Raw genomic sequence first — 17,007 nt, forward strand, 5'->3', positions numbered from 1 at the left:
TTTGAGCGGGTGGATTTAATTTCGAATAATCAGGGTTTTAGAAAAATGAGCGGTATGCAGCAGTATGATTTTGATTAGCCTCCTATCATTTTTCCTTAGCTATCTATTCCAAAAAGGTCTTTTGTCGAAAAAACCGGAGCATGCTTTATTGCGCATAGATGTAACAAGTTGTTTCAATTTTTGCCGTTTTTCGGTACCGACAAGGGGGGCTTTCTGTCGGCGAACAGGTGAGTTCCGTTCGTTGCGACGCAGTGGGTTAAGCCTGGGACATTGATGATTTTGCTTGTGCCTGTTTGGCGCAATGCAAACAAGGGATTTGTACAATTATCGAGGCTTGAACCCATGAATCATGTGATCAACTCCATACTGGAAAATGCATCAACTCGCCCGTCAATCGGCCATACCAACCCCGCGTTACTGCATGACGTTCTATGGCGAGCATTGGAGCACGCACTCAAGGCAACCACGGATGATGCTTCGCAAACCCCGCACACTCGCGCCTGCCTGAGGATCTACGCCGAAATCGATACGCTGTCGTATCTGGACAAGGCTGATTCGAAACTGGCGGCGGCCCTGGGCAAGGCGTTCTTCGAATCCCGCTCCAGCAAAGACGTCGAGGCGTTCTGGAAGCTGTTGCTGATCAAGCAACTGCTGTTCGAATTGTCGGTCAGGAGTGTGGCGACCCAGATCGCTTCGCAAGCCAGCCTGCCCCGTCAATTGCTCACGCTCGACTCGCAGTTGATTGCAGCGCCGTCGGGGGTAAATATCAGCCTGGGGCTGCTGTGCAAAGAGACCGACCAGCTCAAGCATTCCGTCGTGCTGGTCTTGCAGAAACTGGCGCAGCACGTCGAAGACCGTGGCCTGAAAAAGCCCCAAGTCACTGCGCAGCTCCTGCTGGAGTTGTACAACGCCGTGTGGTCGGGCAGTAATGGCACCGATATCGAATCGCAGATTTTTTACGCCGACAGTGTGTATGACGCGTTGCCCGACGTGCATCACGCCCTGGGCCTGGCGCCGCAGGAAAAATGGCTGAGCTTGTTTACCTGGTTATACGGCGACAAGGATGGCCGCCCCTATGACACCAACCAGCACACCGAAACCCTGGTCGTGGCGCTGGAAACCGCGCTGCGCAATCGCTACATCGCTGATATCGACAGCCTGATCAAAGACGGCGGCGCACGGCATCGCCTGGAAGAAATTCGCGCACGCCTGGGCAAGGATCATCCTGAGCATTTCGAGCAGCCCGCCGAGCTGATCGAGGCACTGGGCAGCATCCGTTTTACCCAGCCCGCGGCCATCGACCGCTTGCTGCTGCGGGTGCATGCGTTTGGCTTTCACTACCTGGATATCGAGTTTCGTGAAAACGCCGAGATGTTCAGCAGCGTGGTCGATGAGATTCTTTCCAGCCAGTGGCTGGAAACCATCGGCCTGGGCCAGGGTCGGCACTATCACGAGCTGGATGAGCGTGCGCGCCAGGCCGCGCTTGAGGTCGCGCTGGAAGGCGACGAGTCCCAGGCTCCCGCTGCCCTGTGGCAAGGCTATCTGCAGCGCACCACGTCGATTTACACCAAGAAAGCCCAGCAATACGCCGGCCAGGATTACATCGCGCTGATGGAGCAGGACCCGGGCTATATCCGCATGCACGATGCGCGCAACGCGCTCGAGCGGTTTGAAATGATCGATCGGTATCGCGACCGCATGAAAATCCACGGGATCGCCGAATACACCTCGGCCCTCAGCGCGCTGGAGGTGCTGTTCCTGATGAAGGCGGCCCAGGTGCGGGACGGTATCGACATCGCCCTGCAGCCCGAAGACCTGGCAGGCGCCGAGCGCACGCTGGCGACGGTGCATGAGGTGTACGAAAACCCGTTGTACCGCCAGCACCTGGCAACGCGGGGCAACCGCCAATACATCACGTTTGGCCCCAGCGACACCGGCAAGCAAGGCGGCAAGGCCATGCACAAACTGAACATGGCGATTGCCAACCAGCACAAGCTGATCGCGGCCCGCTACGGTATCGAGGTGGTCGTCCATGTGATCATGGGCGGGGAGCACGCACGGTGTAACGGGGTGATCGCCGAGACCTTGCAGGAGTTCGGCGCGCTGGAGGGCCCGGAAACCCGCTTCATGCTGGCCGGGTGCGCGGAGATGCGCGCTCATCTGCTGACCCGCAACCAGTCCGTCAACTTCCTCAGTCAGTTGTACCGCATGCACGCCGACCCCCAGCCGCAACCGTCCGAGGCGGTCGTTGCGGGCAGGATTCAACGCTGGGCTGAGGTGGTGCGACGCTATCAAGCGACGTTCTTCGAGCACCCGGCGCTGCCCTCCCTGCTGCGGGACCTGGCGCGATTTGATGTGGTCAGGGCCACCGCCAAGGGCACTCGGCCGCCTTCGCGTATCTTCAACATCAAGGTTTTCGAGTCGCGACCCGATGCCATTCGTGCGATTCCCTGGACTCGCGCCCTGCTGGCCGGCGGGTTGCACAGCGAACTGATCGGCGTCGGGCAGTTCGCGCAAGAGCCCGCAACGCAGGTGTCGAAGGCCTTCAACGAAGATGAGAGCTTTCACACCTATGTCAAAGGCATGGCCTATGCCATTGCGCGAACCGACCTCAAATGCGCCTGGCTGACCTTGACCGGCAGCATCCCGGAGAAGGCCCACATCCTGGCGCTGGCTGAAGCCTTGAAGGGCGAGGCCGTCGGCACGGCTGAACAGCTGTTGGCCAGCCTGCACCTGGAAGTGATTGAAGGTAAGCGCTTTGTGTACAAAGCCACCATCGGCACCGAGCCGGCGGACCCTTGGAAAATCAAGGAAGGCAGCTTGCTCAACCTGTGGCCTAGCCTCAAGGCAGAGGTCTACCGCAAGGAAAAGAACCTGAGAATCTATCGGTTGTTTCTTATCTACGCCAAGAGCAATCCCGAGTTCATCCAGTCTTCATCGCTGAATGATTTCTACAGCGGGTTCCTCGCGGCCGCGAGTACCGATGCAGGTCTGGTCGATCCCATCAGCGCCCACCATTTCACCTGGTGATCAGCCCCGATACCCAGGGCAACCTGGGTATCGGCAGGCGCTACCCTCCAAGAGGATCAACTGTATGGCATTTACCACCCTGATACTCGATGCCCCGGCCCACCGTTGCTGTTTGAGGAAGTTGATCGCTTTCTTGAGCTGGGCCTGGCCGTCACCCTCAACCTGCACTATTTCGCGGACAAAGAGCGCATCCGGCAGCACTACACCACGCGCATTCACTATGCCGAGATCAACTGCCACGACGAGCCTGCCTTTATTGCCGCCGTGAGTCAGGCCGGGGGTTACAGCGTGTTCAAGACGCGCTTGAACATCCCCCTCGGCGCCAGCCTGGTCCGCGCCGCCAGCTCGCCCGCGCTGGCCACGCCACTGCGCGCTATTGCCCAGGCCGGCACCGGGGTTAATCATATTGATCGGCTTGAGTGCGAGCAGTGCGGCGTGGCGATACTCAACACACCGGGTTCCAACGCGGCCGCTGTTGCCGAGTACGTCGTGGCCCAGGCGCTGTTTCTGTCTCGCGACCTGGATTACTACAACGCCGAAACCCACAACGGCCATTGGGCAAAAGGCACCTTGGCACCTACCCCCGAATACGCCGAACTTACGTTGGGGCTGGTGGGCACCGGCAGCATTGCCCGGCAGGTAGCACACAAGGCGGCAGCGCTGGGCATCAAGGTGATCGTCACTGGGTCGGAGCGTTTTACCGAACCGGTGGCGCGCAGCCTTGAGCTTGAACGACGAGCTAGCCTTGCGCAGTTACTGGCCGAGGCGCACATCGTTTCGATCCACGTCCCGCTCACTACGCTGACCCGCGGTTTGTTCGGCACTGGCGAGTTCCGGCAGATGCGTCAAGGTTCAATCCTGATCAATACCGCACGCGGCGGGATCGTCGACGAACACCAGCTGGCCGCCTTCATGCGCGAGTTTCCCAGGCATATCAAGGCGGTCGCCATCGATACTTTTGCCCTGGAAAAGGACCGGTTCGACTCGCCACTGACCGGCGTTCCCAGCGCGCAACTCACGCCGCATATCGCCGGCAATACCACCACGGCAATCAGGACGGCATCGCGCCAGATCGTCGACAAGATCCACGCATTCAGTAACGCCGCCATCGTGCGTTAACCGACCGGACACAAGGAAGGCCACACCATGCAAACCTCTATTTTTACCCGTCTCAACGCCCTGAGTTGCACCGACCTCAGCGATGCGATGGACCGCCTGAAAATCGTTTGCCAGTGCACCGACATCATGCCCCTGGACCGCACGTTCAACCTCACAGGCAAAGCCTGGACCCTACGCTACGGCCCTATTGGCCTGGACGGCGGCTCGGTGGGTGATTACATCGACGACCTTGAGGCCGGCCAGGTGGTGGTGATCGACAACCAGGCGCGGCTCGACACCACCGTGTGGGGCGACTTGCTGACCTCTACCGCCGCCCGTAAGCAGTTGGCCGGGACGGTGATTGACGGTATCTGCCGCGACGTTGATCGTGCTCTGGAGCTTAACTACCCGATCTTTTCCCGGGGTAACTGGATGCGCACCGGCAAGGATCGGGTGCGTGTCGAAGCGATCCAGGCGCCCGTGACGCTGGGCGGCGTGCGGGTACAACCGGATGATTGGTTGCGCGGCGACGGCGATGGCCTAGTGGCGATTCCGGCCGGTTCGCTGAGCGAAGTGCTGGCGGTGGCCGAAGAAGTCCACCAGGCTGAAGAGCATATCCGTGCGGCTATCGAGGCGGGCGTGCCGTTGCGTCAAGCCCGCGCCGATTATGGCTACCACGCCTTGCAGACGCCACGCGCCTGATTGGCCAACGACAGAAGCCGCAGCAGGTGCGGCTTCTGTTGACGCGGGAGGGCTCAGCGCATGCCAAGTCTCTCCAGCGTCGGGGCCAGCCCCAGCAGGTCTACCGTACTTTTCCCGGCCGCAAGCCCCGCACGAATTCCGTCTTCCGTGTGCTCGCGGCTGCGGCTCAGGCGAATCACTTCTTGCACACGATCCTGCGCCAAGTCGGCGTGAGGGTTTATTGCTTGAACGTACGGGGTTACCGTAGGTTTGCTCGCTTTATTCAGGAGCAACCTGTGTATGAATCCTACGCCTTCAAGAAAAAACTCCCTGCGGCGCGGTTATTGGGAACTGGTGCAGATCAAGGTGGGTGTGTTTACGAGCGTGGGGTCCCTGGTGGCCCTGTTATGTGTGGCCGCCTGGACGGTATGGGTGACTTACTACGTCAAGCACGACTCGCAAATGAGTGCGCTCCTGCTCAAGGAGATGCAGATGAAGACCGAGCTGAGCGCCCATGTTGGCGCGAGCCTGACCACCCACTTGATGCCCTCCGAGGGCGGGGCGAGTGTGTTGGAAATAGGCGTGACGCTGTCCAACAGCGGCAATGACATCGCCAGGCTGAACCTTGATCGGCGGGTTTTATCGGTGGTTAAAGTTGAGCGTTTCGAGGCAGGCTTGCCGGTGTACGGCCGCGCCTGGGACATTGCCGGCGCGCGGTACGACGGCATGAGTTCGACCTTACTGGTGTTTCCTTATCTGGATGTCGGCCCGTCCGAATCCTATGAACTCAAGTACGTGGTCAAGCTGGATGAGCCGGGGCTGTACCTGGTGCGTTTCCTTTCCCGGATGAAAAGCGACCATGTCGAGCGGCACAAACTCAAGATGAATACGCCGTCGATCATCGAATATTCAACCGGGGCCGATGCGTTCATTACCGTCCCGGCGGGTGCTTGACGTCCAGCCGCTTCACCGCCGCCGGCGTTACCCCGGCGGCGTGACCCTGGCCAAACATGGGGCGGGGTTGTTCCAGACCTACACGTTTATTGTCGAGCAGGCACTGGCGGACGGCAGCCTGGTGCACGTGCTGCAGCCCTATGGCGGGCGTTCGCGGCCGTTTACCTTGCTGTATCCCCATGGGCGTTATGTGCCGCATCGGGTGCGGGCGTGTGTGGATTTTTTGCTGGCATGTCGCCACGCGTAGGTGCCGTGATGGAGGCCGCCACATCCCAGGTCAGCAGCAGTTGGCTGATTGCTGCGTCGAGGGTTGCAGGGGGCACGTTATCGCGCGCCAGTAGCGAAACGCCCTGCAAAAAACTGTCGAATACGCTGGCCAGTACGGCCGCCTGGGTCTGTTGCGGCAATTGGCCGGTACGGATCGCCCGCTCCACACACGCCACAATCCCTGCTCGGGTACGGGCTCGCGACTGCGTCAGCGCATCCGCCACCCGCGCATTCTCCGGGCTTGGCGCACTCATTACGCCCAGCGCCACCATGCAGCCCTTGGGGTGCCCGTCCTCACATTGCATGCGCGTCGACTGGCGCAACGCAGTTTCGACCGCTTGGCGCGGTAGCAGGGTTTCGTCCCACAGGCATTCGGTGACCTGGGCGTAGGTTGCCAGGTAGCGCTGCACGCATTCATCGAACAGCGCCTCTTTGGAGCCGAACGCCGCGTAGAAACTGGGCGCGGAGATGCCGCCGCCCAGCCCGGCCTTGAGTTGGGCGAGGGAGGTGGCGTCGTAGCCGTGCTGCCAGAACAAGTGCAGGGCTTGTTCCACGGCCTGCTCGCGGTCGAAGGTGCGGGGGCGGCCCATTTGTGCCATGTCAGGTCTCCGGTGGGGAACGAGATAAATACTAGTCGATACATAAGTCGTTGACAACGCTAAGTGCCTGCCTGCAATATCTGTATCGATCAGTATTTAAGTGCCCTCAAGGAGTATTCCGTGACGCCCTCACTCACTTTATCGGCCTCGTCCGAGCGCCTGCCCATTGGCGCCTTGCTCGCGCTGGCCATGACCGGCTTCATTTGCATCGTCACCGAAACCCTGCCGGCCGGCCTGTTGCCGTTGATCAGCGAAGGCCTGGCGATTTCCCCGTCCATGGCCGGGCAGATGGTCACCGCCTATGCACTGGGCTCGGTTCTGGCGGTGATCCCCATGACCATCGCCACGCGTGGCTGGCGCCGACGCAATGTGCTGTTGCTGACCATCGTCGGGTTTCTGCTGTTCAACTCCATCACTGCGCTGTCGTCGCACTACGGCGTGACCTTGGTGGCACGCTTCTTTGCCGGGGTAGCGGCGGGGCTGGCCTGGAGCCTGCTGGCAGGGTATGCCCGGCGCATGGTCGCGCCCCATCAACAGGGCAAGGCGCTGGCGCTGGCGATGGTCGGCACGCCGATTGCGCTGTCGCTGGGGGTACCGCTGGGTACCTGGCTGGGCGGCCTGGTCGGTTGGCGCAGCACCTTTGGTCTGATGTCGGCACTGACCCTGGTGCTGATCGTCTGGGTGCTGGTGAAAGTCCCGGACTACGCGCCGCAACCGGCCGATCAACGCCTGTCACTGGGTAAAGTGCTGAGCACACCCGGCGTGCGCCCCGTGCTGGCGGTGGTGATCAGCTGGATGCTGGCGCACAACATTCTGTACACCTACATCGCGCCGTTCGTAGCGTCGGCGGGTCTGGCCGAGCGTGTGGACCTGGTATTGCTGGTGTTCGGGATGGCAGCGTTGGCGGGCATCTGGATCACGGCCAGGCTGGTCGAGCCCTTGCTGCGTAAAACCGTGCTGGTGAGCCTGGCGACGTTTGCGGCGGTGAGCGTGTTGTTCGGTTTGCTGGGCAGTGTGCCGTGGGTGATTTACCTCGGCGTGGCGGTATGGGGCTTGACCTTTGGCGGCGCGGCGACCCTGCTGCAAACCGCCTTGGCGGATGCGGCGGGCGATGGCGCGGATGTGGCGTTGTCGTTGAACGTGGTGGCCTGGAACAGCGCGATTGCCGGCAGCGGCGTGGTCGGCGGGGTGTTGCTGCAAACCTGGGGTGTGGCAGCGTTTCCGTGGGCGATGCTGGGCTTGGTCGGCGTGGCGCTGGTGATCGCATGGAGTGCGCGTGGCCATGGCTTCAAGCCCGGGCGACGGGTTGGCAGCGTGACAGTGGCGCATTAAACCTTCGGGCCTTCGCCATAGGGTGTAGGCTGGGGCTCTATTTGTCAGATATAAGCCCGTCATGTCCACGCTAAGCGAAGAGAGCCGCCAGATCGTAGCTTCTCTGGCGCACCGTGTTGGTCCCACCGCTGATATTGCAGGCATCGCCGAGGCGATCATTGCGATATTGCAGGACATGGACGCAGCACTCACGCCCATCATCGGGCAGCAAGGGGTTGCGGCGCTGTTGCGACGCAGCCTGCACCTCAGCGTCTCCACCGATACGCGGCTGACCGGGCTGTATGACCCGGTGCAGGTCGCGACTGACCGGGCAAGCCTCAAGGCCGTACTGCTTGCGCAAAACGCAGTCGATGCGCGCTTGTTCGGTGAGGTGCTGCTGACCACCTTTTACACGCTGCTGACCACGCTGATCGGGCCTTCACTGAGCGCCCGACTGCTGCGCGACGTGTGGGAACCTTCTTTGAGCGACACCCCTTCGCAGGAAAATTCGCCATGAGCACCAAAGTAACTATCAACCGCCTGGCCACCGGTGTGCCAGGGCTGGACGAGGTGCTGGGCGGAGGATTGCCGGAGTTTTCGTTCAACCTGATCGCCGGTCCGCCCGGCTGTGGCAAAACCACGCTGGCGCATCAGATGATGTTCGCCCTCGCGACACCTGAGCGCCCCGCGCTGTTTTTTACCGTGCTGGGCGAGCCGCCGCTGAAGATGCTGCGTTACCAGCAGCAGTTCGACTTTTTTGATAACGATGCGGTCAACCAGTCGATCCGCTATATCAACCTTGCCGACGACACCCTGGCCGGGAACCTGGATGAAGTGCTGCGCCGGATCGTCAGCGAAGTGGAGGCGCACTCGCCGTCACTGGTGTTTGTCGACTCCTTCCGCTCGGTGGTGCTGGCCAGTCAGACCCAGCACAACCCCAACAACAACCTGCCGAATTTCGTCCAGCAACTGGGCATGTTGATGACCACCTGGCAGGCGACCACCTTCCTGATTGGTGAGTACTTCACCGAAACCGACACCAACCCGATTTTTACCGTGGCCGACGGCCTGATCTGGCTGCGCCAGAGCGTCGAGCGCAATTCGATGGTGCGCAAGATGGAAATCATGAAGATGCGCGGCCAGCCGACGTTGCCGGGGCTGCACACCTTTCGGATCGCCACCTCGGGTATCAAGGTCTTCGCACCCGCCACCTTCAACCCGGTTGAGTTACCCAGGACACTGCCGGTGCAGCGTCTGAAAATGGGCGTGCCGCGGCTCGACGAAATGCTCGGTGGTGGCCTGCCCAGAGGCTATTCGCTGTTGGTGGCGGGGCCGTCGGGCTCGGGCAAAAGCATTCTCGCGGCGACCTTCCTGGCCGAAGGCGCGCGCAATGGCGAGAAGGGCGTTATCGCGGTGTTCGAACAACGGCCCAACCACTCGCAAAACGCGACGCTGGCCAACCTGATCGAGAGCGGGCAGGTCGGTCTGGTGGACAGCCGGGCGCCGGACCTGTCGATTGACGAAATCGTCCAGCTGCTGCTCGGCGAGATCCGCCGCTTGAGCGCTACGCGGGTGGTCATCGATTCGCTGTCGGGCTTTGAACTGGCGCTGGCGCCGACCTTCCGTGCGGATTTCCGTGAGTCGCTGTCGCGCATGGTCACGGCGTTGACCCGTGCCGGGGTCAGCGTATTGATGACCTCGGAGCTGGAAGACCGCTACACCGACCTGCGCTTCAGCCCCTACGGCACGGCGTTTCTGACGGATGCGATCATTGTGCAGCGCTACATCGAAGTGCGCAGCCGCCTGCTGCGGATCATGGCCGTGGTCAAGGTACGCGCCAGCGCCCACTCTGACGAACTGCGCCAATATCGCATCAATGACGAGGGCCTGCAGATTGGCGAGAGGCTCGCGGACCAGGAAGGACTGCTCGGTGGTCGGCCGACTACCCAGCGTGCAGGCGACCCAAATGTTTGAGCTGAGCCATGAGTAACAGCGCGGGAGAGGACGAGCGCAAGGTGGCCAGTGCTGCCCATGAACTCTTCCTGCTCGGCCAGAAAACGGTCGAGGCACGTGCCGTGCTGGCGGCATTGCAGCAACAACTGGGTGACGCCAACAGCCGCCTGGAGGATACCCGGCACGTCGAGCAACTGGTCGAGGCCAATCAGCAGTTGGTGCTGGCGATACTGCTGGCGCAATCCGACGGGGTGGCGACGCCTCACCGTGAGGAACTGCACCTGTTCCAGGAACTGCGCGAGGCCAACGCGCAACTGGTGATTGCTGCGCTGAGTGCCCAAGACCTTCAAGCAACAGCCGAACGTGCACTGGGCCAGCAGAAAAGCATCCTGGCGATGGTGGCCCACGAACTGCGCAACCCGTTGACCCCGATCAGCCTGATTGCCGAGCGCATGGTCCGTTTGCCGAGCGACCAGTTGCCGCGAATGCGTGAGTTGATCGAGGGCCAGGTCCAGCATATTTCGCAGCTGGTCGACGACCTGCTGGATGTGTCCCGCGCCAGCACCGGCAAGCTGCGAATCAACCGCCGTGACGTGGATATGCTGCGCATCCTGAATGCCGCTATCGATGCCTGCAGCGCGGTGATGATCACGCGAAAACAGCAATTCGATGTCGAGCTGCCGGACGCCATCCTGCCGATGCAGGCTGACCCTGTGCGGCTTGCGCAGATCCTGCACAACCTGCTGGGCAACGCGGCCAAGTACACCCCCGCCGGTGGCAGCATCAAGATGGCTGTCAGCGTAGAGGCCGAGTTTTTGCGGATCAGTATTGCCGACAACGGCATCGGCGTTACCGCCAAGGCACTGCCGTTTATTTTTGACCCTTACGTGCAAGACGCGCACGCGATTGGTTTCAACAGTGCCGGCCTGGGCATTGGCTTGACGGTGGTGCGCGAACTGGTCGAAGCTCACGGCGGGACTGTGACCGGCACCAGCGAAGGGCACGGCAAGGGCAGCGAGTTTGTGGTGAGGCTGCCCCTATTGGTGCCGCTGCCCTGAACATCAGGGGATCAAGCGTGCAGCCCGCAACTGATCGAACACATCGAAAAACGCCTGGTCGCTGGCCTGGTAGCCGGTGAAGCCCATCTTCCGGCTCTTGGACATATCCGTGACCACCTCGATCGGCCGCCCCAGGTCGGCATCGGTGTGCCAAGGCGAGACCAGTCGGTGGATATCGGTTTCTTTCAGGCCGTGTTCCGTGGCGATCTGGCTCCACGCGGCCTGATCGTTAGCCATCTGCGTTTCCAGCAGTGAGGGCGCGGCGGGGAACTCTGCGGGCGTAAGGTCGAAGTACTCGGCGATCTGGCCCCACATCCAGTTCCAACGGAAGACGTCGCCATTGGTGATATTGAATGCCTGGTTGGCCGCAGCCGGAGTAGTGGCCGCCCATAGTTGTTGCTTGGCCAGTTGCCGTGCATCAGTCATGTCGGTGAGGCTGTCCCACTGCACGCGCGAGCCTGGGAATACAAATGGGCGACCGGTGTGTTTGCAGACACTGGCGTAGACGGCGAGGGTGGTCGCCATGTTCATCGCGTTGCCCACGGCCACGCCGGTGACGGTGTGCGGGCGGTGCACGCTCCAGGTGAAGCCATCCTGTTTTGCGGCAGCGAACACTTCGTCTTCTTGGGCGTAGTAGAAGTTCTCTACGTCCAGGCGGTCTTGTTCTTCGCGAAACGGTGTTTGCGGCAGGCTGCCCTTGCCGTAGTTTTCGAACGGGCCGAGGTAGTGCTTCAAACCGGTGACCAGCGCCACGTGCTGCACGCTGCCGGCGGGGCGCACGGCGTCCAGCACGTTGCGCACCATCGCGGCGTTCACTCGGATATTTTCGGCTTCGGTGGCTTGGCGTGACCAGGTGGTGATGAACACATGGGTCGGCTGCAGGTCTGCCAGTGCCTTGTGCAGTGATGCCGGATCTTGCAGGTCGGCAGCCACCGGGATCACCCCCGGCACCTGCGATGGCTGACGGGACAGCGCGGCGACCTGCCATTGGTTATCGAGCAGTAACTGGGTGATGGCGCTGCCAACGATGCCGCTGGCGCCGACGACTAATGCGGTCTGGGTCATAACGTTCTCCCGAGGATGTAGGGTTCTGAACGCGCCCAGGTGGCACAGGTTCAACCTTATCCGCGAGCTTGCGGCACCAAACAGCCTTATCAGGGTCCATACGCCCCGCACGATCATTCGCGCTTGTCTGTTTACCCTCACCATAAGATCTAACGCATGTACCTACGCACCATTGCAGTCGGGCTTTCGGCCCTTGTTTTGCTTTCCACCGCGGTAGACGCCCGCAGCCTGGCAAACCCTTATACCCCCACGCAGCAACGCGCCTCGTTCGAGGGCTGCGCTGAACTCTTCCCAAGTAAAACCCCGATTAACACCGCCAGCGTGCCGGCCACCATGAAACCCTTGGCGTTGTGCTCCGACACTTTTGCGGTGCTGTACTCGCAAGCCAGCAAGACCCCGCTGGTGGTGGTCGAGCGCCTGAATGCCGCGCAATTGCAGGAGGCCAAGGGCGAGGAACGCACCAATCAGTTCTACCCCGATCCGCGTATTCCCAAGGCGGGGCGCGCCGAGTTGAGCGACTACCGCAGCCAGCATCCGGCCGTTGACCGTGGCCACCAGGCCCCGGCCGCCGATGCCCCGAACGCGCACGCCATGGCCCAGTCTTTTGCGCTGTCGAACATGGTGCCGCAAGACCCTACCAACAACCGCAAGATCTGGAGCAAGGTCGAGGCCGACGTGCGCAAGTTCGCCAAGCGCGCCGGTGGCGATGTGTATGTGTTTACCGGCCCGCTGTTCGACCCGGGCTACGGCACCATTGGCGACAATAAGGTCTGGGTACCGACGCGCCTGTTCAAACTGGTGTATGACGCCTCGTCCAAACGTGCGTGGGCCTATGTGCTGCCCAACGCCGAAACCCGGATCCAGAAGCCGATGGACTACGACACCTTTGTGAAGAGCACCGGGCTCAAGTTGCTGGGGAATCTTCCGGTTTCGGGGTCGGTAGGGCGCACGTGATCGACGTCGGTCGATCCAGCCGCCGCTTGAGGGTGTAGAGCGCCACTCCCACCGCCAGAACCCCCGACAGCGCGCCGACCCCCAGTGCCCAGCGCGGGCCCAGGTGGTCGGCGACCCAACCGACAATGGGCGCGCCAATTGGCGTGCCGCCCAGTGCCACGCCGACACGCAAGGCAATCACACGGCCGCGCATGGCCGGTTCGGTGGTGAGTTGCATCAGGCTGTTGGTGGTATTGCTGAAGGTCATGGCGCCCACGCCAATAATCACCAGTGCCACAGCGAACGTCCAATAGTTTGGCGCCATGGCCGCCAGGGTGCAGCCCACCCCGAACACCGCCGCACCGCTCAGTAACGACTTGAACTGTGGCCGCTCGCGGCCGGCGGCCAGCAGCGCGCCGGCGATGGTGCCGATGGCCAGGGTCGAGGACAGCAGGCCGTAACCACGCGCATCGGTATGGAACGCCGTCACGGCCATGGTCGAGATGAAAATCGGGAAGTTCATGCCGAAGGTGCCGATCAGAAACAGCATCAGCAAGATCGCCTTCAGGTCCGGTCGCGCCCACACGTAGCGCAAGCCCTCGGTCAGGCTGCCTTTGGTGCGCAGGGCGCGAACCTTGGCATGCTGCCCCGAGACCCGCAGCAAAAACAGCGAGGCCAGCACCGCAAAAAAACTGCTGCCGTTGAGTAGAAATGCCCAGCCGGTGCCCACCGAGGCAATGGTCAGCCCGGCCACTGCCGGGCCGAGCATGCGCGCCATATTGAACGAGGTGGAATTGAGCGCGATGGCGTTGGACAAGTCCTTCTCGCCCACCAGTTCCGCCACGAAAATCTGCCGCACCGGCGCATCGAATGCCGAAGCGCAGCCGGATAAAAACGCGAACACATACACGTGCCACAACTCGACAAAACCGGTGATAGTGAACACCCCCAGCGTCAGCGCGAGGAGCCCCATGACCGCCTGGGTGACGATCAGCAACTTGCGCTGGTCGTAGTGGTCGGCGGCAAAACCGGTCCATGGCAGCAGCAGCAACTGTGGCCCGAACTGCAACGACATGACGATGCCCACCGCGGCGGCGTTATGCGGGGTGAGCTGGGTGAGCACCAGCCAGTCCTGCGCGGTGCGTTGCATCCAGGTGCCGATATTGGAGACCAGCGCACCGGCCGCCCAGATGCGGTAGTTGGGGCTGCGCAGGGAACGGAAGGTACCGAGCAAACTCATGGCGGTGTTCGTTACTCCTCAAGCAGAGCAGGCAGATTGGAAGATGACCTGGCTACATTGTTCAACCACAGTGAACATCAATGTAGGCGTTGTCGAGCCCCAGCGAGGCTACGAAGGCGGCGGCACTGCCGACCTCTGCGTTGCCTGACCCACCGCCATCGCAGCCTCGCTAAAGCTCGACAGCTCCCACAGGGGATTGTCGGCAGTGCTCGGATTTTGGTTCACAGGGCCCGTGCGGCGGATGCAGTCCCCACCAGCAATGAAGATCAAATGTGGGAGTTGTCGAGCCCCAGCGAGGCTACGAAGGCGGCGGCATTGCCGACCTCTGTGTGCCTGACCCACCGCTATCGCAGCCTCGCTAAAGCTCGACAGCTCCCACAGGGGATTGTCGGTGTTTGTCGGATTTTGGTTCACAGGGCCCATGCGGCGGATGCAGTCCCCACCAGCAATGAAGATCAAATGTGGGAGTTGTCGAGCCCCAGCGAGGCTACGAAGGCGTTGCCTGACCCACCGCCATCGCAGCCTCGCTAAAGCTCGACAGCTCCCACAGGGGATTGTCGGTGTTTGTCGGATTTTGGTTCACAGGGCCCGTGCGGCAGATGCAGTCCCCACCAGCAATGAAGATCAAATGTGGGAGTTGTCGAGCCCCAGCGAGGCTACGAAGGCGGCGTCACTGCCAACCTCTGTGTGCCTGACCCACCGCCTTCGCAGCCTCGCTAAAGCTCGACAGCTCCCACAGGGGATTGTCGGTGTTTGTCGGATTTTGGTTCACAGGGCCCCTGCGGCAGATGCAGTCCCCATCAGCAATGAAGATCAAATGTGGGAGTTGTCGAGCCCCAGCGAGGCTACGAAGGCGGCGGCACTGCCGACCTCTGTGTGCCTGACCCACCGCTATCGCAGCCTCGCTAAAGCTCGACAGCTCCCACAGGGGATTGTTGGCGGTGGTGCTGCTGTTCTTCCGGCGTTGAGGGCGGGCGCGCTGTTCGCCGAGTAACTGCTACGTGTCCGAATCCGTCCCAAAGTGGTCTGGAGCGCGCCTGTTGCTAACCTACGGGCGTGCCTACCATGGCTTGCATCAACCCTGAACCGCAAGCCACCAGGAGCCACCCATGAGCCGCAAAGCGCTGATCGTGATCGATGCCCAACATTCGTTTCGTCATTCAACCTACTGGTCCGAAAATGACTTGTCAGCTTACCTGGAAAAACAGCAGGCTCTGATCGACGGGTGTGTTCAGCAAGGCATCCCGGTGATACAAGTTTTCCATGTAGAAGAGCAGGGGCATTTTTCGCTGGCCTCAGGCAATGTCAGAACCTTGAGCGAGCTGTCGATCAACCCCGAGTTGATTATTCACAAGCGCTACCACAGCGCCTTCGCCGGAACGCCCTTGGCTGCCCGGTTAACGGAAAGGGGCATCACCACGGTGATCATCAGCGGCATTCGCACCGAACAGTGCTGTGAAACCACCACGCGGCAGGCGTCGGACAGCGGCTTTACAGTGGACTTTGTCAGTGAAGCGACGCTGACCTTCCCCATGACCCACGTACGCAGCGGCCGCGTCTACACACCGGCGCAGATTCGCGAGCGTACCGAGCTGGTACTGGAAGACCGCTTTGCGCGCATCGCCACCGTCGCCCAGGCATTGGAGGGTTGAACCCATGAGCGTGCCGGTGCTGTTCGTGCTGCTGCCCAACGTGCTGATGCTGGACCTGGCAGGGCCCGCCGAAGTGCTGCGCCTGGCCGCTCACGTTGAGGGCCCGGCCGCCATCGACTTCGATTTGCAGTACGTCAGCCCAGTGGAGTCCCTGCAAACTTCCATCGGCTTGCCGCTGGCCGGGTTGGCGCCACTCCCGGCGAGCCTGGCGCCCGGCACGTTGGTGGTGTTGGTGGGGTCCACCTTTAAGGTCACGCGGGCACAGCGGCAGGCGTTCGAGTCGGCCAGCACCACGCTGACCCAATGGCTGCAGAACGTGTTCGCACCCTCGGGTGAGCGACTGGTGTGCGTGTGCGCCGGCGCCTTGAGTGCCGCCCGTGCCGGGCTGCTGGACGGGCGCCAGTGCACCACCCACCACGCGTTGTGCGCCACCTTGCAAACCCTGGCCCCCAAGGCCCGAGTCCTGGAAAACCGCCTGTACGTCACCGATGGCAATGTGAGTTGCAGTGCCGGTGTCACGGCGGGCATCGACCTGATGCTGCACCTGCTCGCCGAGCAGGCCGGGCCACGGCTGGCCTGCGCGGTCGCACGGGATATGGTGGTGTACATGCGCCGCGGCGGCGCCGACCCGCAACTCTCGCCCTGGATAAGCGGCCGCAACCACTTGCACCCGGCCGTGCACCGGGTGCAGGACGCCATCGCCGCTGCCCCGTGTGAAGCCTGGACCGTCACACGCATGGCCAGCCTGGCCTGCACCAGCAGCCGCCACCTGGCGCGGCTGTTCCACGAACATGTCGGCATCAGTCCGCTGGACTATTTGCACACCCTGCGTTTAACCGTGGCCCGTGAATTACTCGCTGAATCGACCCTGGACGTTGAAACCGTCGCCGAGCGTGCGGGCTTTGGTTCGGCCCGGCATCTGCGGCGTATCTGGGGCAAATATGAAGCGGGGACGCCCTCAAGCGGGCGTGTCGGCACCGGTGCTTGACGCCTGATCAGCCTCAGCTTCGAGCTTTGCGCGGTCGGCTTTGCTGATGTATTTGTCTTTGCTTTTCGGCGCCAATTTGGCACTGGCCTTTTTGGCTTTGGCCTTGAAGAGCTGTTGGAGTTTTTTCTGGCGGTTCATGGGTTTCTACCTGGTGTGCAAATGCGCGGATGATACCAGC

At 61.7% G+C, this 17,007-nt stretch carries 15 protein-coding genes and 1 pseudogene; 12 read left to right on the plus strand and 4 right to left on the minus strand.

Annotated elements, in window-relative coordinates; genetic code table 11:
• The first annotated feature begins 342 nt into the window (after window positions 1-342).
• The 5 genes and pseudogenes from LRS56_04645 (at window position 343) to LRS56_04665 (ending at window position 6,010) form a co-directional block, all read left to right on the plus strand.
• A complete protein-coding gene (locus LRS56_04645; GenBank protein WDU63825.1) occupies window positions 343-3,030 on the plus strand; it encodes a phosphoenolpyruvate carboxylase in 2,688 nt (895 codons plus the stop codon).
• A 105-nt stretch (window positions 3,031-3,135) separates the two neighbouring features.
• Window positions 3,136-4,149: a hydroxyacid dehydrogenase gene (locus tag LRS56_04650; GenBank protein WDU63826.1), complete on the plus strand. Its 1,014-nt coding sequence runs from the start codon at window positions 3,136-3,138 to the stop codon at window positions 4,147-4,149.
• 27 nt (window positions 4,150-4,176) lie between these two features.
• Window positions 4,177-4,830 (plus strand): RraA family protein, encoded by a 654-nt coding sequence (locus LRS56_04655; protein ID WDU63827.1) that lies wholly within the window; start codon window positions 4,177-4,179, stop codon window positions 4,828-4,830.
• A gap of 279 nt (window positions 4,831-5,109) precedes the next feature.
• On the plus strand, window positions 5,110-5,763 hold the full coding sequence (locus LRS56_04660; protein ID WDU63828.1) for a hypothetical protein: 654 nt from the start codon (window positions 5,110-5,112) through the stop codon (window positions 5,761-5,763).
• A 34-nt stretch (window positions 5,764-5,797) separates the two neighbouring features.
• Window positions 5,798-6,010, plus strand: a pseudogene (locus LRS56_04665) (LysR substrate-binding domain-containing protein).
• Here the strand turns inward: LRS56_04665 and LRS56_04670 are convergent.
• Entirely contained in the window at window positions 5,925-6,629 is a 705-nt protein-coding gene (locus tag LRS56_04670; protein WDU63829.1) for a TetR/AcrR family transcriptional regulator, read from the minus strand. The pseudogene LRS56_04665 and the gene LRS56_04670 sit on opposite strands and share 86 nt — an antisense overlap.
• Before the next feature lie 120 nt (window positions 6,630-6,749).
• Here LRS56_04670 and LRS56_04675 point away from each other — a divergent pair, with 120 nt between their 5' ends.
• From LRS56_04675 to LRS56_04690, 4 genes are all read left to right on the plus strand, one after another.
• Entirely contained in the window at window positions 6,750-7,961 is a 1,212-nt protein-coding gene (locus LRS56_04675) for an MFS transporter (protein WDU63830.1), read from the plus strand.
• Window positions 7,962-8,022: 61 nt separating this feature from the next.
• Window positions 8,023-8,457, plus strand: coding sequence for a hypothetical protein (locus LRS56_04680; GenBank protein WDU63831.1), 435 nt, complete (start codon window positions 8,023-8,025; stop codon window positions 8,455-8,457).
• Window positions 8,454-9,914 carry an AAA family ATPase gene (locus LRS56_04685; GenBank protein ID WDU63832.1) on the plus strand — a complete coding sequence of 487 codons (1,461 nt, stop codon included), beginning with the start codon at window positions 8,454-8,456 and terminating at the stop codon, window positions 9,912-9,914. The genes LRS56_04680 and LRS56_04685 overlap by 4 nt, the downstream gene beginning before the upstream one ends.
• Before the next feature lie 8 nt (window positions 9,915-9,922).
• Window positions 9,923-10,951, plus strand: a complete 1,029-nt coding sequence (locus tag LRS56_04690; protein ID WDU63833.1) for a HAMP domain-containing sensor histidine kinase — start codon at window positions 9,923-9,925, stop codon at window positions 10,949-10,951.
• A gap of 3 nt (window positions 10,952-10,954) precedes the next feature.
• On the opposite strand, the gene LRS56_04695 is transcribed toward LRS56_04690, so the two are convergent.
• Complete coding sequence (locus LRS56_04695; protein WDU63834.1) at window positions 10,955-12,016, minus strand: SDR family oxidoreductase; 1,062 nt, start codon at window positions 12,014-12,016, stop codon at window positions 10,955-10,957.
• A gap of 156 nt (window positions 12,017-12,172) precedes the next feature.
• On the opposite strand from LRS56_04695, the gene LRS56_04700 reads away from it, so the two are divergent.
• Window positions 12,173-12,970: a DNA/RNA non-specific endonuclease gene (locus tag LRS56_04700; protein ID WDU63835.1), complete on the plus strand. Its 798-nt coding sequence runs from the start codon at window positions 12,173-12,175 to the stop codon at window positions 12,968-12,970.
• Here LRS56_04700 and LRS56_04705 read toward each other — a convergent pair.
• Window positions 12,921-14,189, minus strand: a complete 1,269-nt coding sequence (locus LRS56_04705) for an MFS transporter (protein ID WDU63836.1) — start codon at window positions 14,187-14,189, stop codon at window positions 12,921-12,923. The genes LRS56_04700 and LRS56_04705 overlap by 50 nt on opposite strands.
• Before the next feature lie 1,109 nt (window positions 14,190-15,298).
• Here LRS56_04705 and LRS56_04710 point away from each other — a divergent pair.
• Together LRS56_04710 and LRS56_04715 are read left to right on the plus strand one after the other, a co-directional pair.
• A complete protein-coding gene (locus LRS56_04710; GenBank protein ID WDU63837.1) occupies window positions 15,299-15,841 on the plus strand; it encodes an isochorismatase family protein in 543 nt (180 codons plus the stop codon).
• Window positions 15,842-15,845: 4 nt separating this feature from the next.
• Window positions 15,846-16,829, plus strand: a complete 984-nt coding sequence (locus LRS56_04715; GenBank protein ID WDU63838.1) for a helix-turn-helix domain-containing protein — start codon at window positions 15,846-15,848, stop codon at window positions 16,827-16,829.
• On the opposite strand, the gene LRS56_04720 is transcribed toward LRS56_04715, so the two are convergent.
• A complete protein-coding gene (locus tag LRS56_04720) occupies window positions 16,800-16,967 on the minus strand; it encodes a DUF2986 domain-containing protein (protein ID WDU63839.1) in 168 nt (55 codons plus the stop codon). The two genes, LRS56_04715 and LRS56_04720, sit on opposite strands and share 30 nt — an antisense overlap.
• Between the last annotated feature and the right edge of the window lie 40 nt (window positions 16,968-17,007).

The organism is Pseudomonas poae (assembly GCA_028869255.1).
GTDB classification, from domain to species: domain Bacteria; phylum Pseudomonadota; class Gammaproteobacteria; order Pseudomonadales; family Pseudomonadaceae; genus Aquipseudomonas; species Aquipseudomonas poae_C.

Excerpts from the sequence above, each read along its gene's own strand:
- LRS56_04645 (WDU63825.1), top strand. The coding sequence starts at position 343 with ATGAATCATGTGATCAACTCCATACTGGAAAATGCATCAACTCGCCCG.
- LRS56_04655 (WDU63827.1), top strand. The coding sequence starts at position 4,177 with ATGCAAACCTCTATTTTTACCCGTCTCAACGCCCTGAGTTGCACCGAC.
- LRS56_04660 (WDU63828.1), top strand. The coding sequence starts at position 5,110 with ATGAATCCTACGCCTTCAAGAAAAAACTCCCTGCGGCGCGGTTATTGG.
- LRS56_04670 (WDU63829.1), bottom strand. The coding sequence starts at position 6,629 with ATGGCACAAATGGGCCGCCCCCGCACCTTCGACCGCGAGCAGGCCGTG.
- LRS56_04680 (WDU63831.1), top strand. The coding sequence starts at position 8,023 with ATGTCCACGCTAAGCGAAGAGAGCCGCCAGATCGTAGCTTCTCTGGCG.
- LRS56_04685 (WDU63832.1), top strand. The coding sequence starts at position 8,454 with ATGAGCACCAAAGTAACTATCAACCGCCTGGCCACCGGTGTGCCAGGG.
- LRS56_04690 (WDU63833.1), top strand. The coding sequence starts at position 9,923 with ATGAGTAACAGCGCGGGAGAGGACGAGCGCAAGGTGGCCAGTGCTGCC.
- LRS56_04695 (WDU63834.1), bottom strand. The coding sequence starts at position 12,016 with ATGACCCAGACCGCATTAGTCGTCGGCGCCAGCGGCATCGTTGGCAGC.
- LRS56_04700 (WDU63835.1), top strand. The coding sequence starts at position 12,173 with ATGTACCTACGCACCATTGCAGTCGGGCTTTCGGCCCTTGTTTTGCTT.
- LRS56_04705 (WDU63836.1), bottom strand. The coding sequence starts at position 14,189 with ATGAGTTTGCTCGGTACCTTCCGTTCCCTGCGCAGCCCCAACTACCGC.
- LRS56_04710 (WDU63837.1), top strand. The coding sequence starts at position 15,299 with ATGAGCCGCAAAGCGCTGATCGTGATCGATGCCCAACATTCGTTTCGT.
- LRS56_04715 (WDU63838.1), top strand. The coding sequence starts at position 15,846 with ATGAGCGTGCCGGTGCTGTTCGTGCTGCTGCCCAACGTGCTGATGCTG.
- LRS56_04720 (WDU63839.1), bottom strand. The coding sequence starts at position 16,967 with ATGAACCGCCAGAAAAAACTCCAACAGCTCTTCAAGGCCAAAGCCAAA.